The organism is Bacillus sp. 11C (assembly GCF_055486375.1).
In genome coordinates, this window is sequence record NZ_JBUPVZ010000010.1 from 97727 (window position 1) to 113792 (window position 16066).

Annotated in this window: 16 protein-coding genes; 6 read left to right on the forward strand and 10 right to left on the reverse strand. The window is 46.4% G+C overall.

Annotated features, from left to right (window positions below; translation table 11 throughout):
* Positions 1-222 precede the first annotated feature (222 nt).
* Together ACY3LV_RS14930 and ACY3LV_RS14935 are read right to left on the reverse strand one after the other, a co-directional pair.
* Entirely contained in the window at positions 223-1638 is a 1416-nt protein-coding gene (locus tag ACY3LV_RS14930; protein ID WP_464864074.1) for an alanine/glycine:cation symporter family protein, read from the reverse strand.
* Between the two features lie 128 nt (positions 1639-1766).
* Complete coding sequence (locus ACY3LV_RS14935; protein ID WP_148963604.1) at positions 1767-2159, reverse strand: DnaJ family domain-containing protein; 393 nt, start codon at positions 2157-2159, stop codon at positions 1767-1769.
* Between the two features lie 257 nt (positions 2160-2416).
* Here ACY3LV_RS14935 and ltaS point away from each other — a divergent pair, with 257 nt between their 5' ends.
* Complete coding sequence (ltaS, locus tag ACY3LV_RS14940) at positions 2417-4366, forward strand: lipoteichoic acid synthase (RefSeq protein ID WP_148963603.1); 1950 nt, start codon at positions 2417-2419, stop codon at positions 4364-4366.
* 233 nt (positions 4367-4599) lie between these two features.
* Here ltaS and nagE read toward each other — a convergent pair whose 3' ends face one another.
* A complete protein-coding gene (gene nagE / locus ACY3LV_RS14945; protein WP_087992543.1) occupies positions 4600-5958 on the reverse strand; it encodes an N-acetylglucosamine-specific PTS transporter subunit IIBC in 1359 nt (452 codons plus the stop codon).
* A gap of 170 nt (positions 5959-6128) precedes the next feature.
* Here nagE and map point away from each other — a divergent pair, with 170 nt between their 5' ends.
* The 4 genes from map to ACY3LV_RS14965 all read left to right on the forward strand — a co-directional run bounded on the left by map (position 6129) and on the right by ACY3LV_RS14965 (position 7844).
* A complete protein-coding gene (gene map, locus ACY3LV_RS14950; RefSeq protein ID WP_087992542.1) occupies positions 6129-6878 on the forward strand; it encodes a type I methionyl aminopeptidase in 750 nt (249 codons plus the stop codon).
* Positions 6879-6959: 81 nt separating this feature from the next.
* Positions 6960-7274, forward strand: coding sequence for a DUF3243 domain-containing protein (locus ACY3LV_RS14955; RefSeq protein WP_148963600.1), 315 nt, complete (start codon positions 6960-6962; stop codon positions 7272-7274).
* Between the two features lie 110 nt (positions 7275-7384).
* A complete protein-coding gene (locus tag ACY3LV_RS14960; RefSeq protein ID WP_148963599.1) occupies positions 7385-7540 on the forward strand; it encodes a hypothetical protein in 156 nt (51 codons plus the stop codon).
* 172 nt (positions 7541-7712) lie between these two features.
* Positions 7713-7844 carry a YflJ family protein gene (locus ACY3LV_RS14965; RefSeq protein WP_087992540.1) on the forward strand — a complete coding sequence of 44 codons (132 nt, stop codon included), beginning with the start codon at positions 7713-7715 and terminating at the stop codon, positions 7842-7844.
* A gap of 46 nt (positions 7845-7890) precedes the next feature.
* Here ACY3LV_RS14965 and ACY3LV_RS14970 read toward each other — a convergent pair whose 3' ends face one another.
* Positions 7891-8556, reverse strand: coding sequence for an MOSC domain-containing protein (locus ACY3LV_RS14970; RefSeq protein ID WP_202328292.1), 666 nt, complete (start codon positions 8554-8556; stop codon positions 7891-7893).
* A gap of 66 nt (positions 8557-8622) precedes the next feature.
* Here ACY3LV_RS14970 and ACY3LV_RS14975 point away from each other — a divergent pair, with 66 nt between their 5' ends.
* Complete coding sequence (locus ACY3LV_RS14975; RefSeq protein ID WP_087992538.1) at positions 8623-8898, forward strand: acylphosphatase; 276 nt, start codon at positions 8623-8625, stop codon at positions 8896-8898.
* On the opposite strand, the gene nosA is transcribed toward ACY3LV_RS14975, so the two are convergent.
* The 6 genes from nosA to ACY3LV_RS15005 all read right to left on the reverse strand — a co-directional run bounded on the left by nosA (position 8889) and on the right by ACY3LV_RS15005 (position 15871).
* The gene (gene nosA, locus ACY3LV_RS14980) at positions 8889-9980 is read right to left on the reverse strand and encodes a nitric oxide synthase (protein ID WP_202328293.1); all 1092 of its coding nucleotides are present in this window, start codon (positions 9978-9980) and stop codon (positions 8889-8891) included. The genes ACY3LV_RS14975 and nosA overlap by 10 nt on opposite strands.
* A gap of 118 nt (positions 9981-10098) precedes the next feature.
* Positions 10099-10893, reverse strand: coding sequence for an MBL fold metallo-hydrolase (locus ACY3LV_RS14985; protein ID WP_202328294.1), 795 nt, complete (start codon positions 10891-10893; stop codon positions 10099-10101).
* 54 nt (positions 10894-10947) lie between these two features.
* Positions 10948-12249, reverse strand: coding sequence for a citrate transporter CitM (gene citM, locus ACY3LV_RS14990; protein ID WP_087992535.1), 1302 nt, complete (start codon positions 12247-12249; stop codon positions 10948-10950).
* Positions 12250-12628: 379 nt separating this feature from the next.
* Positions 12629-13588, reverse strand: coding sequence for a tripartite tricarboxylate transporter substrate binding protein (locus tag ACY3LV_RS14995; protein WP_087992534.1), 960 nt, complete (start codon positions 13586-13588; stop codon positions 12629-12631).
* A 2-nt stretch (positions 13589-13590) separates the two neighbouring features.
* On the reverse strand, positions 13591-14271 hold the full coding sequence (locus ACY3LV_RS15000) for a response regulator (protein WP_202328295.1): 681 nt from the start codon (positions 14269-14271) through the stop codon (positions 13591-13593).
* Positions 14243-15871, reverse strand: coding sequence for a sensor histidine kinase (locus ACY3LV_RS15005; protein ID WP_202328296.1), 1629 nt, complete (start codon positions 15869-15871; stop codon positions 14243-14245). The genes ACY3LV_RS15000 and ACY3LV_RS15005 overlap by 29 nt, the downstream gene beginning before the upstream one ends.
* Positions 15872-16066 lie beyond the last annotated feature (195 nt).

Here is a 16066-nt window from a genome sequence, read left to right on the forward strand (position 1 = left end):
ACGGGCTTTCCTTCTTACATTCAACAATTGAGGTAAAAGCTATGTACACACCGACCGGCATGTTTCTTTAGTGTGCAGCTTTTGGTTTTTCCAAAACACAAATCATCTGATCGACTTTAACAGAGTCAAACCGGTCATCAATGTGTTCATTTCCATTTTGCTGCCTTTGCTCATTTATCTATTTGTCAAAACGAAATCGCTGGCCGGTGCGAGGGCAAAACACTAAGAGTTTTTGGTTTCTTTTGTCTGATAAACAGCATTCTGTTTCGTTTTTCCTCTGTCTTTCAGGTAGTACTGTTCAGATGTGAAAAACTCGGTATATAGCGCTTTTACCTTTCTGCTCAATAACAGCAGCGCAATCACATTCGGAACGACAATAAAAACTAATGCTAAGTCCAGAAATCCCCAGATGGCTTTTGCTCCGCCTGCGGCCCCTATGATAATAGCCGCTAAATATACGATTTTGATCACATGCCCTGCCAGCTGTCCGAACAGAAATTCAGCTTGCTTAACGCCGTAAAAAATAACAACCATAATGGTCGATATCACAAAGAAGACTAGGGCAATCGAGACGAAGTACCCTCCGCCGGAACCGAAATAGTGCTGAAACGCAGCCGTTGTCAGTGCTGCCGGGTCATTTGAGGCATTTCCTCCTGTCCAAACACCGGATGTAATGACGATAAAAGCCGTGGTGGTGCAGATGATCAAGGTGTCAATGACAATGCCGATCACAGACCAGAACCCTTGCCTCACAGGGTGATCGGTCATGGCCGCCGCATGTGCAATCGGCGCTGTTCCCATTCCGGCTTCATTAGAATACAGCCCGCGGGCAAAGCCCCAGCGAACGGTTTCAGCCAGCGCAGCACCTGCGAACCCTCCAACTGCTGAAGTTGAGGTAAACGCATTCGAAAAGATAAGAGAGAAAAACGCCGGCACCGCTGAAAGATTCGTGAAAAAAATCAGGAGACCGGCCCCAACATATGCCCCTGCCATAAGAGGCACGATGAACTCTGTTACTTTTCCAATCCGCTTTACCCCTCCTATCACCACTAATCCAATCAAAAACGCAATGCCGATTCCCGCGTATATTTTATTGAAAGAAAACGTTTGGGCAAGAGAGACTGAAACCGAATTCCCCTGAACCATAATGCTCGGGATCAGCTCCACGATCAGCGCTACAGAGAAAAATACGCCGAGCCATTTCATGCGCAGCCCTTTTGTTATGTAATACATCGGTCCCCCGACAAATTCCCCCTGCTCATTTTTTTCTCTGTAATGAACAGCAAGCACACTTTCAGAAAACTTAATCGCCATGGCAAATAAGGCAATAAACCACATCCAAAAAACCGCTCCGGGACCGCCAAACATAATAGCGGCAGGCACGCCGACAATGTTCGCCGCACCGATTGTTGAGCTGAGGGCTGACGTCAATGCCTGAAGCGGTGTGACTGTGCCCTCTCCCTTAGGCTTCTTTCCTACGCTGCCGATCGTTTGCTTAAAAATATATAAAGGATAGCGAAATTGAAAACATTTCAGCAAAATGGTGAAATACAATCCCGTACCCGTCAACAAGATGATTAGCGGCGGCCCCCACAGCCAATCAGATATACGTTCTATCCATTCTAATAGTCGTTCCATCCCATCACCCTTTTTTCGTTTATGAGTCATTTCCCCCACGACGGATAAACATAAACATTTTAGACAGAGACCATTGGAACATAAAGAGGATGGCTTTTATCAATCACCATCCTTTTAGACAAGACAAATCAGCTGGAAGAAGGTCTGTTTCGTCCAAGCCGGTCATATACTTTATTCTTATAAAAAGCGGATACTGGCTTTGAAAACATGCCTTTTTTGCCGACAAGCTTATCAAGCATCATCTGCTTTTCAGTTTTTTTTCTGATTAATTGTTCCCGTTCTTTTTCGTCAAGGCACTTTGCGATTAAATGGTCGATGGTCATGAGTTCTTTTTTGAGCGCGCCCTCGTCCTCTGCCATCCCCGCATTTTTTAACATACGGTAGCTCATGCGGAGCGATTCCGGCAAGTGTGCCGCGTCATCCTTCGGCAGCGGTTTTCCCATTCCCGGCAGGTTTTCAAATTCTCCGTCTTTGATGGCGCGCTTTATTTTATCTTCAGACACAATATGGGAAAAATCCATCCTTTCACCTCTTTTCAGCATTTTCTCTATTTTATCATACAGCAGCCATAGTTCCATTTTATTCCTTCGTTTCCACAAAGAAACCTTTTTTATATTAGGGCACTATGTAAAGAAAAACATTGATTCGACAGCGTTTTTCGCCACTTTTTCCACCAGACGATTTTCACTTTTCTAATCTGCTGATTCGTGTTATATTTGATACGTTCGTTTTTTCTATCGTTTCGCTCGAACTGTGATCGGAAAAAAGGAGTGTAACAATGAAAACATTTATAAAAGAAAGAGGACTGGCCTTCTTCTTAATCGCGGTCGTCCTATTATGGATCAAAACGTATGTCGGTTATGTCCTGAATTTCAACTTAGGAATAGACAACACGATACAAAAAATATTGCTTTTTGTGAATCCTCTCAGCTCAAGCTTGTTCTTTCTTGGCTTTGGACTTTTGTTCAAGAAAAAATTACAGCAGACAGCCATCATAGTGATTCATTTTTTAATGTCTTTTTTACTGTACGCAAACATTGTGTACTACAGATTTTTCAATGATTTTATTACAATTCCGGTCATTATGCAGGCTAAAACAAACGGCGGCCAACTCGGCGACAGCGCATTTTCGCTGATGAGCCCGGCTGACGTCTTTTACTTTATCGATACGATCATTCTGATCATCTTGGCGATCAAAGTGAACAAGCCTGTAGAAACGTCGAGCAAAAAATCGTTCCGAATCGTTCTTGCGTCTTCGATTCTTGTTTTCCTTATCAACCTGGCAGTTGCGGAATCAGACCGCCCTGAATTGCTGACAAGATCATTCGACCGAAACTATCTGGTGAAATACTTAGGCACATACAATTTCACGATTTATGATGCTGTCCAGAACATCAAGTCCAACAGTCAGCGCGCGCTTGCCGATTCCAGCGACGTGACGGAAGTGGAAAACTACATGAAAGCCAATTACGACGTGCCGAATAACGTGTATTTCGGCAAAGCGGAAGGAAAAAACGTCATTTATGTTTCACTTGAATCTCTGCAGTCCTTTATCATTGACTATAAAATTGACGGCAAAGAAGTCACACCGTTCTTAAATAAACTGGCACATGATAACGAAACGTTCTACTTTGATAACTTTTTCCACCAAACGGGACAGGGTAAAACATCCGATGCGGAATTTATGATGGAAAACTCTCTGTACCCGCTGGCTCAAGGTTCCGTTTTCGTAAACAAAGCGCAAAACACGCTTCAATCCGTTCCGGCGATTCTGAAGTCTAAGGATTACACATCTGCTTCGTTCCACGGAAACACGCAGACGTTCTGGAACCGTAACGAAATGTACAAAGCGGAAGGCATTGATAAGTTCTTCGATTCTGCCTACTATGACATGAACGAAGAAAACACGAAAAACTACGGCATGAAAGACAAACCGTTCTTTAAAGAATCAATGCCGCTGTTAGAAAGCCTGCCGCAGCCATTCTATACGAAGTTTATTACCCTGTCTAACCACTTCCCATTCGGAATGGATGAGGGGGATACAGACTTCCCGGCTGGAGACTTTGGTGACTCTGTCGTCAACAACTACTTCCAGTCAGCCCATTACCTTGATCAGTCTATTGAACAATTTTTCAATGACCTGAAAAAAGACGGGCTATATGACCAATCGATTATCGTGATGTACGGAGACCATTACGGCATCTCTGAAAACCACAATAAAGCGATGGCCAAAGTGCTTGACAAAGATGAAATTACCGATTATGACAACGCCCAGCTTCAACGGGTTCCGCTCTTTATCCACGCTGCCGGCGTGAAGGGCGAGAGAGTTCATAAATATGCCGGAGACGTCGATGTGGCTCCTACCATTCTGCATTTGCTCGGAGTGGATACGAAAGACTATCTGATGTCCGGTTCTGATATTTTATCTAAAGAACACCGTGAAGTGATTCCGTTCCGTAACGGAGATTTTGTTTCACCGAAGTACACGAAAGTATCCGGAAAGTATTACGATACAAAAACCGGAAAAGAGCTTGAGGAATCTGAAGTCGACAAGTCAGAAGACTCCCTCGTCAAGAAAGAACTTGAAATGTCCGATAAAATCATAAACGGAGACCTGCTGCGTTTCTACGAGCCGAAAGGTTTTACGAAGGTGAATCCTTCTGATTATGATTACACAAAACGTGACGAAGATTCTTCCGAAACGTCAACGGAAGATGCAGATCAATAAGAAAAAGCGGAGAGGATGCCCTCTCCGCTTCATATTGTTGACAAAATCCTAAAACGGTTAAGTTTTAGGATTTTGTCATCTTTTCAGCGTGATTGAAAACCCTTGAATTCTAGGAAGGACGAGCATCGAAGCACAGCGAATGTCGGAATTCGTGAGCATCGACGCGCAGGACTGACAACGAATGCGAAGGTTTGTCGACACGCTGAAGCGGAGAGGATGCCCTCTCCGCTTTTTTATTTTACCGCAGCTCTCAATTCCTCCGCCGCAAATTCCACATTTGGGCCAATGATGACTTGAACCGATTGTCCGCCTGATTTGACAACCCCTTTTGCGCCTGCTTTCTTTAGCAGCGCTTCATCCACTAAAGCGGTATTCTTCACAGTCAGCCGCAGCCTTGTGGCGCAATGATCAATGGTTTGAAGGTTTTCTTTTCCGCCGAGCCCTTTGAGCATGATGTTTTCATTCACATCCTGAACGGTATTTTCATCCAGCACTTCATCCACATCATCATCTTCCCGTCCCGGCGTTTTTAAATTCAATGCCTTAATCAGCACATAAAACACAATAAAGTATACAGCCGCATAGCATATGCCTACCAGAAGCAGAAGCAGCGGCTTTTCTGCAATTCCGTAGCTGAGCACATAATCGATGGCTCCTGCTGAAAAAGAGAAGCCTGAGCGGATGCCGAGCAAGTTGACGATAAATAAAGACAGCCCGGTTAAGACCGCGTGAACAGCGTATAATAGCGGAGACAAAAACATAAACGCAAACTCAATCGGCTCCGTAATCCCTGTGATAAACGCAGTCAAGGCAAATCCGATCATCATTCCCGCCGTTGCTTTCCGTTTTGACGGCTTTGCAGTCACAACCATAGCCAGACACGCCGCCGGAAGACCGAACATCATGATTGGGAAGAAACCGGTCATATATGTGCCCGCAGTCGGATCTTTCGCGAAAAAGCGCGCCAGGTCTCCCGTCACTCCGTTATATTCTCCGAATTGGAACCAGAAAATATTGTTCAACACGTGGTGAAGACCAAGCGGTATTAACAGCCTGTTGAACAGGCCGAATATGCCAGCCCCGATGCCGCCGAGCCCCAGCATCCATTCTCCAAACGTATTAATCCCTGATTGAATCGGCGGCCAGACGGTTCCGAAGATGCCGGCTAAAATAATCGTAATAATGGCTGTTACAATCGGCACAAGCCGCCTGCCGCTGAAGAATCCCAGATATTCAGGCAGCTTTGTATCCTTGAAGCGGTTATAGGTGTAACCGGCAATTAAACCGGCAATGATTCCCCCAAACACCGCCATGTTGTTTGTTTTATCAATTGTCTTTGTCGCTGCGTCCAGCATCAGATATGAAATCGCGCCTGATAAACCCGCGGCCCCATTGCTGTCCTTTGAAATGCCGATGGCAATTCCGATCGCGAAAATGAGCGGCAGATGATCAAAAATCGCCGCCCCCGCTTGATAGACAAACGGGATATTCAATAAATCCTCTCTGCCAAGCGCAAGGATAATTCCAACCGCAGGAAGAACCGCAATCGGAAGCATAAATGACTTCCCGAGTTTTTGTAAAAATGAAAGCATACCCATCCCCCTCATACCCTTTTTTTTCAAATATACCATATAGGATATCTAGTGATCTATACCAATTTTCCCGGGGTGTTTCTTTTTTCCCAGGTCCGTGTGTTTCCTATTTTTAAGGCAGTTGTGGTAAGCTTAAAATAGATTATTTAAAAAGAAAGCGGGAATGACAGATGATTGTAACAAACGATCAAGAATTAGAAGGCCTGAAAAAAATCGGAAGAATCGTAGCGCTGGCGCGTGAAGAAATGAAACGGAAAGCAGAGCCCGGCATGAGCACAAAAGACCTTGACCTTATCGGAAAAGCGGTTCTTGATGAGCACGGTGCAGTTTCAGCTCCTGAGAAGGAATACGATTTTCCGGGTGTGACATGCATCAGCGTAAATGATGAAGTGGCTCACGGCATACCAAGCACTTCCAAAATTTTAAAAGCGGGAGATCTTGTGAACATTGACATCTCCGCTGAATTCGGCGGTTTTTATTCCGACACAGGCATCTCATTTGTGCTCGGCGAAGGAGAAGAACGCCTTCATAAGCTTTGCCAATGCGCGGAAGACGCTTTCCAAAAAGGGCTGCAGCAGGCAAAAGCAGGCAAGCGCCAAAACCAAATCGGAAGAGCCGTTTATCATGAAGCACGCTCTAAAGGCTTTACCGTCATCAAAACCCTGACCGGACACGGAATCGGCAGAAGCCTGCATGAAGCGCCGAACCACATCATGAATTATTATGATCCGTTTGATAACGCGCTTTTCAAAAACGGCACAGTTATCGCGCTTGAACCGTTTATTTCAACGAAAGCGGAAACGATTGTTGAAGCTGGAGACGGCTGGACGTTCAAGACGCCTGATCAAAGCATGGTTGCCCAAGTTGAACACACCATCGTTATCACAAAAGATGAACCGATTATCCTGACAAAACTGTAAAACACATCCCGGGCTGCCGGAAGGTTTAACCTCCTCCAATTGCAGGTAAATCATCACTATTCTGCAGGAGGAGGTATTGCAATGAACAGAGATCCAGAAAAAATCAAAATTGAAAATGAAATGAATGCGATGCATGGCGCAACAAAAGAAGACATTTTAAAAGACTTTGAGGAATTTAAAGGCTACCTGAGTAAACAAGTGAACCGAGGCAAAAAGCTGGGATTGGATGACGGCAAGCTTGTGAAAAGCGCCGCGATCCTGGGAGACTACCTCGCGAAGCATGAAGAGCCGCACAACAGTGAAGAAATGCTCCTGCAAGAGCTTTGGAGTGTTGCGGACGAAGACGAGAAAAAACATTTGGCACAGCTGCTGGTCAAATTGGTTGATAAGCAATAAAAAACAAGAGCCGGGCGCATATGCTGCCCGGCTTTCTTGATATTGTCACAGCCCGGCTCTTCCAGATATGCTACACTACTATTATGTCTGCGAAAGGAGCCTTTATCTGCATGTGGTTTATTATTTTCGGCATCATTTTTTTCATTGAAGGTATTATTATGACCGTTTATGGCGTGAAGAAAAAAAACGGGATGCTCACATATATCGGCATTGTTTTCAGCATTATGACATTGGGCGTTGTCATCATCAAACTGACCGGCCATTAAATCATACTCAGCCTTTTCTCCGCATATACATACAGAAGAAGATTCTTACAGCTAGTGCAAAAGGCTCAGTTTTTCCCGCACCTCTTTTCAGCATCTTTCCATAGATGTTACAATGCCAATCGCTTGGTAAAATCCTCTCCAGCGGGAGAGATAGGGAAAGGAGTTTTCTGACATGCATTACGGCAGTAAAGGCTGGTATGTGGCAGAATTAAAAAAGCAGGGGATCACGCACTATGAAGGAAGAAAGCTTCAAAGCTATAAAACCTATTTTCTTGCCAACCTGCTTGAAACAAAGAAAAATTGATCTTAAGAATAGTAAAGCCGCGCACGTTGTATGCGCGGCTTTTTTTCTATTCAGCCGGCTGCAGCCTGTCCCTTTTTTTCATAAAGGACGCTCTCCAGCTTTCCGACAGTGTGTCTTCACTTAAAATCCGTTCAATGGCGGCGAGGTTTTTCGCATCATGGTATTTGATACGGTTTGCGAATTGAACGGATATGTCTTTCTCGCCTCTGGACAGCAATTCAAGTTTGGCGCCGGGAGACACTCTGCCCGCTTCCAGCACGCGAAAATAAAATCCGGTATAGCCGGTTTCTTGAACCTTCATCACCATATCCTTTACGCCAAACTTTTTCGCCAGCTTTACACACGGCTGGCGCGGCTGGCTGACCTGGACAACAGCTTCATCAAGCTTGTACACATCCCCGATGCAAACGTTCTCCTCGGTCAGGCCCTTGACGGTCAGATTTTCACCAAACGCAGCGCTTGGCAGCGGTCTTGAGAGGAACTCTTCCCAAAACGGATAGTGCTCTGCCGGATAGACACAGACCGCCTTATCAGGTCCCCCATGATTGATGAGATCCGCCTGTCCGTCTCCATCAAAATTCTCCCGATACAGCATGACAGCGGAATCAGCCGGCTGCTTCATGATGCCGGTTTCGATTTTCTTTCCGTCATATTCAAGCGTCTGCGGCTTCCCGAGATTAAGAGAAAGAACTGAATAGTGCGGTGGTTTCATACGAACACATCCCCTTTACAGGTTGTAAAATGATTGATTATCATAAAAAGAAAAGGTGGTTTTTCCATGCTTCAATATCGAATCGTTGCAGACGGCCGGGTTCAAGGTGTGGGCTTTCGCTATTTTGTTCAAATGGAAGCTGACAAGCGAAAACTGGCAGGCTGGGTCAAAAACCGTGATGACGGCCGTGTCGAGATTTTGGCGGAAGGCCCGGAAAACACGTTACAATCGTTTCTTGAGGCTGTAAAAAAAGGCAGTCCTTTCTCAAAGGTTACCGACCTCTCAGTCACTGAATCCAGCAGCCTTGAAGGCCATCAACGATTTTCCATTGTTTATTCGTAAGGCTTATCCTGATAAAAGTAATTCGGCTTAACGATTGCGTTGTCATAGGAACGGTGGAAGATATGAGTGGCAGCGGATGAAATCGGCGGAATCAGCCACGTCCAGTCTCCCGTCAGCTCTCTGCCCGCTTCTTCCTCCTGTTCTTCAAACCGTTTAAACTGGCTTGCTGCCGTATGATGGTCAACGATGCTGACACCTTGCTTTTTATACGAGTGCAGCACAGCTTTATTCAATTCAACAAGCGCTTGATCCTTCCATAAATCCGTATTGTAATCAGAGGAAATGCCAATAACGGACGCCACTTTTTTGAGCTTGTTGTACCGCTTTTCATCTGCCAGGTTTCTTGCCCCGATCTCCGTGCCCATATACCAGCCGTTAAACGGCGCGGCATTATAATGAATCCCCCCGACCTCAAGCTTCATATCAGAAATAATTGGCACGCCGTACCATTTCAGATCCAGATCAGAAAACGCTTCGATGTCCGGATGTGTGATTGGAACCTCGATGACAAGTGAACGCGGCAGTTCATACCAGACCGGCTGTTCATCGCCTTTCATGCGAAAAATGAGCGGCAGCAAGTCAAAATCGGTTTGCTCTCCGCGCCAGCCAAGCTGCTCGCAGGCTGCGGTAAGGGAACGGGAAGCCGGGTCGCCGATTCTTTCTCCGCCTGACTCATAACCAGCATACCGTATCAGCTGATGATTCCAAATCTCGACTTGCTTTTCACCCTTCTCTTCCGGAGGAAAAATCGTAATGGTCGGCCTGATTTTCCCGTTATTTGTGGCGGTTTCAATGTGATGAAAAAGGGCGCCCCGCACATCCTCCTTCGTACGGACGTCACGCCTGTCGATGACATTCAGAGAATTCCAGAACAATCTGCCGATGCAGCGATTGCTGTTTCTCCAAGCCATTTTCGCTCCGTGAGCAAGCTCTTCCTTCGTATGTGTATAGCTCCCGGTCCGGTCAATTTCACTTTTTATGCTATCGAGACGGTCTTTCACTTCCTCTTCCTTTCCCAACTCCTGATAGCATGCTGCAATAAACGCTTTCGCTTCGTTCCAGAGTATTTCTTTTTCTTTCAACAAACTCTCTCCTTCAAATCGCATTCATGCTTCTCATTGTATCGTTTTTAAGCGGGAAGACAAATGGTTTCCCTGCATCTTCTTGGAAAAACAATAAAAACACCCGCGTGTGCGGGTGTCAAAGAGACGATAGGCGATTTGCCAATTCAGTTAAGTCGCTGCGAAAGTTTTTGCCGGTCATCGGTATGCCGTGCCCGGTCAGCAGCGCTTCCGGTTCAAGGCCGGCAAGCTTCTGAATGGATTCTGCTGCCGTCTCTGTATCAGGCGTAAAATAAGCCGGCGGCCCATGAAGCTCCTGTTTTTGAATCAAGACGTCCGCCATTTTCTCCTGTTCCACTGTAATGACAGCATCTCCTGCCACAAGCACGCGTCCATCCTCGCGGAATAACGAAATATGGCCGGGTGTGTGACCCGGGGTCGCGATCCACACCCACTCCTCAAGAAACGGAACAGAGCCGTCTTCCGGCAGTGCCTGTACTTGTGACGAAATATCGATAGAGTGCCGCGGAAACAGCGGCGAAAGCTTGGCAACCAGCCCGCTTTTGCTGTCAGGACGAGCCTGAGGATAATCCTCTTTACCTGTTACATAAGGCATTTCCCGAGAATGGACATAAACAGGAACATCCCAATGCTCAAGAAGCTCTTCGATTGCCCCGATATGATCAAAGTGCCCGTGTGTAAGGATAATCGCCTTGAGCTGAAAATCATCGCCAAATCGTTGTTTAGCTTCATTGACTATCATGTCGGCTGATTGAGGCATGCCGGCATCAATTAAAACAAATGAGTGAGGTTCAGAAGGCAGCTGAATAAAATAAACATTCGCAATTTGCACAGTTACGCCGTGCACTCCTTTTGCCGCTTCAAACCCCGTTCCGCTTCTGACTGAAGTCAGCGGCATATAAGGATCACTCATGAAGACACCTCCGGTATGTTGATGCCGTTAGTGTATGTCATTACGCCTGAATTATCATACGGAAATAGAGATGGTGCCTATCAATAGAGCAACAGCCGTCATGACGATGACTGCGAGAACCGCCCACTTCAATGCAAATTTTTGATGATCGTCAATAGAAACCCCGACAAGTCCGACAAGCAAATGAGTGGACGGGACAAGCGGGCTCAGCATATGAATGGGCTGGCCGATGATAGAAGCTCTGGCAATTTCCACTTTATCCACACCGTATGCGACAGCCGTTTCTGATAAAATCGGCAACACCCCGTAGAAATACGCGTCATTCGGCATCAGGAATGTGAAAATGCCGCTTGTTAAGGCCACAATCGCCGGGATCAGCCCGCCCATTTGTTCTGGAATCATAGACACGAGCGAAATCGCCATTTCATCAACCATTTTGGTGCCTGTCAAAATCCCCGTAAAAACCCCCGCAGCAAAAATCATCGAGCCAATCGCAAGCACGTTGGCGGAATGCGCCGAAATGCGCTGTCTCTGGTGCTCAAGGTTTGGATAATTCACAATCAGTGCGATGCAGAACGCAATGACAAACAGTACGGTTAAACTGACTTTCCCCGATACTAAACATCCTATCAAAGAAAGCGTTAACAATAAATTGAACCACCATAGCTTCGGCCGCTTCCACTCATCTTCAACCGCAGCTGCCGGTTCATTGGCATTGGCCGGCTGTTTCAGTTCAATGACGCCAAGGCGTTTTCGTTCTGCTTTTCCAAGCACATACGCAACCGCAACCATACAAAGCATCCCGCTTGCGATGACAGGAATCATCGGCCCTGTTAGCTCAGCCGGATCAACCCCCAGCGCACTCGCCGCCCGCGGCGTCGCGCCTCCCCACGGAATCGTGTTCATGATCCCCATGCCGACACCCGCGATGCCCGCCAGGATAATCGGCCGGATGCCGAGCAGCAGATAGAGAGGAAGCATCGCGCTTGTCGTAATCATATAAGTGGTCGAACCATCCCCGTCCAAGGCGACGAGCATCGTGAGAACCGCGGTCCCGACAACAATTTTTAACGGGTCGCCTTTGACCATGCTTAAGATTTTCCCAACCACAGGATCAAACAGTCCTGTATCAATCATAATTCCAAAATATAAAATCGCAAACATTATCATGACCGCAGTCGGCGCTACCTGCTGAATCCCAGAAATCATCATGTCCCCGACTTCAGTAAATCCAAATCCGGCGATGAGCGCAAACACAATCGGCGTCAAAACTAACGCTGTCAGTACAGAGAGCCGTTTTGTCATGATCAATGCCATAAACACGAGCATCATGAGAAAGCCTAAGATTGCTAACACATCCATTCCCCCTTAAATGAATCCGCTTACATTTCTTCTCCCTTACTCCCCTTTTTGTCTTGCCTTTTTGCCATCGTATGGGAAAACCAATCACAAGTAAATAATTTGGTTTTTTTGTATTTTTAAATTTTAAAAACCGTTATGTTCTTTTTGATCATTTCTGGGCACATAAAAAGATAGCGTGATTGATACCCTTTGAAGTCTAGGAAAGGCGAGCATTGGAGCAGACTTTCACAGGATGTGATGACGGTGGCGTTTATGCAGGACGCCCGAGCGATTAGCCGCCGTTCCTTTCATAACTGGTGAGCACCGACGCGCAGACTTGACAATGAATGCGAGGGTTTTTCGACACGAAAAAAATCCCGGACATGCCGGGATCTTAATTTCCTGTCATAATGCTTTGATAAAAAGCGGATTGCTGTTCAAGAAACCGTTTCGTTTCCCTGCTGTTCAAATAAAAGCTTTCCCAGTCCTGTTCGTTTATTTTCCGCTTCCACTCGGGCGAAGATGTGACCTTCTTTAGCGCTTGATCCCAGTAAGAAATCTCTTCCTCCGACATGTTTTTCGGGCCCAAAATCCCTCTCCAATGAGAAAACACAAATGGGATCCCCTGCTCCTTCCACGTCGGTACGTCTGGGAAACCGGAAAGTCTTTTATCAGACGTTACAGCAGCTAACGTGATATCTCCGTGCCGCTCATATGGTTTCGCTTCAGAAAGTGTCATTGAAGCCGCTTCTATCTCATGTCTGATCAGCGCCTGAATGAGCTGTTCACTGCTTTCATACTGCAAAAATTGAATATTAAAAGGGTCAATGCCGTACATATCTGCCGCTCTGACGAACGAAAGCTGATCATCATTTCCAAACCCCGGCGCAAAGCCGATTTTTACCTTACCGGGATTCATCTTAATCTTATTCAGCAAATCCTTGCCGTTTGCTATCGCCGATCCTTTTGGCAATGCAACCGTATGCCATTCCTTAGAGAGAATGGCAAGCAGAGTAAAATCGCCCGTTTTTAATTTGCTCTGCCCGAGAAGATCATTGCTCAGGATTAAACTGGACGTCATGCTGATGGTCTGTTTACTGCTTTTGTTGACATACTTCCAGCCTTTATCTCCCCCGCCGCCCGGTTTATAGACGATATGAACTTCACCCTTTACGATCTGCTTCTGCCGCAGAACGGATTGGATCGCCTGCGCTGTGACATCCCAGCCGCCAGAAGGCTCGGCGGGGACGACAATTTCAACCGGCCCGTCCGGCAGGCGCGGCGCAGCCGCCTGCCGGATGTCACCCTGCATAAAAAGCAATAGCGCAATCAATAGAATCATACATTTTTTCATATCTAATCCGCCGCCAAATAATATTTTCTCTCCGGCCTGCCGATAATCCCGTACTCAAGCTCGGCTCGTGCTTCTTCCTTTGACACAAGGTACTCTGCATAACGGCGGGCAGTCGTTCGTGACGCCCCCATTTTTTCCCCAAGCTCTTCCGCTGTCAATCCTTCTAACGCATTCCGAAGCGCTTCCTTAATTTTTCGCAGTGTAATCGAATTAATGCCTGTCGGCAACTCCTCTGCCGGCAAAGATGTCTTCACACCGTTCCCGAATATATGATCGATTAAAGATTGGCTGACCTCCGGCTGAGACAAAAGCAGCTTCCTTTTTTCTTTATACTGAAGCAGCACCTGTCTGAACTTGTCAGCCGTTACGGGTTTGATCAAATAGTGGGCTATCCCGGCCCGGAGTGCTTCTTGTAAATGCCGGGTTTCTGTTGCCGCTGTGATAATCATAATATCCACTTCGGGAAAACGCCTTCGTATCTCAGGTATCAATGTGGTCCCAAGCTCGTCCGGCATATAAATATCCAGCAGAAGCAAATCAGCCCTTTGTTTCTCCAAAAGCGCCATTGTTTCTTTAGCGTTTGCCGCCTTGCCGATAACCTTGAATCCATCAAGCTGTTCAATCAATCTCTCATGGATTTGCGCAACCCGAAAATCATCCTCCGCAATCGCGATGTGAATCAAATGGATTCCCCCTTTGTTTCTCCTTCGGTATAAATACAGTGAATACCGCACCGCCAGTTTTTTGATTCGCCAGTTCAATCCAGCCGCCCAGTTCATGCACTGAGTCTTTGACATTGGCCAGACCGTAGCCTCTCTTCATCCCCTTTGAAGAAAAGCCTCTTTGAAACACAGCTTCCATCTTATCGGGCGGCACACCGGGCCCTGTGTCCGATACTTCGATGACAATGTCATGCCCTATATCCGTGATGAAAAACAATACCTCCTTCACGCTTTGATCGACTACAGCTTCGAAAGCGTTATCAATTAGGTTCCCGATAATCGTAATGAGATGGGATAAGCCGATATGTGCAGGAAGAGGCGCGAGCGAGCTGTTATCATCGATAGCCAGCTTGACCTTTTTTTCCGAAGCTTTGCCCATTTTCCCCAGCAAAATCGCCTGTACCTGCTGTGAATCGATGTTCTGGAATAATATATCATGCTGTTCATTTTGTATCGTGTATTCTTCTTTAATCAGATCAACGGCTTCATCATACTCCCCAAGCTCAAGCAGCCCTAAGATCGCGTAAAGCTTATTTGAAAATTCATGGGTCTGAGCCCTAAGATCCTCTGAATATTTGCGGACCTCTGTCAGTTTGTCGATCAGTTTTTTCAGCTCTGTTTTCTCCCGGAAACTGACGACAATCCCATACGCCTGCCCGCCTTGAGTCATCACTTTCGTATTGATAATAAAGACTTGATCGTTGACACTTACCTCCTGGTTCGGCAGCATCTCTCCTTGCTCAAGCACATTCTTCAGCCCGGCGCCCGGCATGACATCATCAATAGGAAGATGGATCACAGGCTCGGGAAGCTTCAGCATCTCAGCAGCCGACACGTTCATCATCGTGACGACGCCTTCCCGATTGGTAGCAATAACCCCTTCTCGAATCGCGAAAAGCATTGCATTCCTCTCCCGATAAAGAGACGCGATCTCATGCGGCTCAAGGCCAAGCGTATCCTTCCTGATGCTTTTCGCCAGCGCGGCGGCACCGGCAAATCCAAGCAGCAGCACAAGCACAGCGATCACACTCAAATTTCTCAAATGTTTTTTGATGCTTTGCTCTGTCTCCGTTTGCAGAAAATCAACAGATACGCTGCCGATCACTTGGCTGTATCCCTTCTGTTCTTTCATAATCGGGGCGCTCCCTCTGATCACCCGCCGTTCATCCGCTTTTGTTTCAGAAACGTGTGAGCCGCCAAACAAAATTTCTCTGCTGCGCTCCAGCTTCTTTTGGCCGTTTTTGCCCGAGGCGCTCCGAATGCCTCCTTTTTCATCTAAAATATAAATAGCATAAGCGCCAGTCTGTTCTTTCATTTGTTCAATGACCTCTTGCGCCTCTGCCGCATGTCCGCCTTTTCTCTCAATAAGCTCTTTAGCCGGCGGCATATAGGAAATGGTTCTCGCCGTCTGAACCGCAAGCTGCTCAGCCTGTCTTCGTTCTTCCTGTGTATGCTGAACGGCTAACGTAATGGTCAGCACACCAATGACAAAAACCAGCAGAGCCGCAATCAGCCCCATTATTTTTGTTTGCAGAGAAAAATGGAACCGCTTTTTCACCACAGCACCAGCCGTCCTTTCTACCTAGATCATACCATTTTTCATAGCTAATTTTCTTATTTTTCAAAATCCATTATAATTAGGCACTCATGTTCAAAACAACATTTCCCTTATTAAGCCGCATCAGCCTTTTTTCAGGAAGAAATCATTCCGTCTCAACATTGCGATATACATATAGTAATCGAATGATATAGTGAA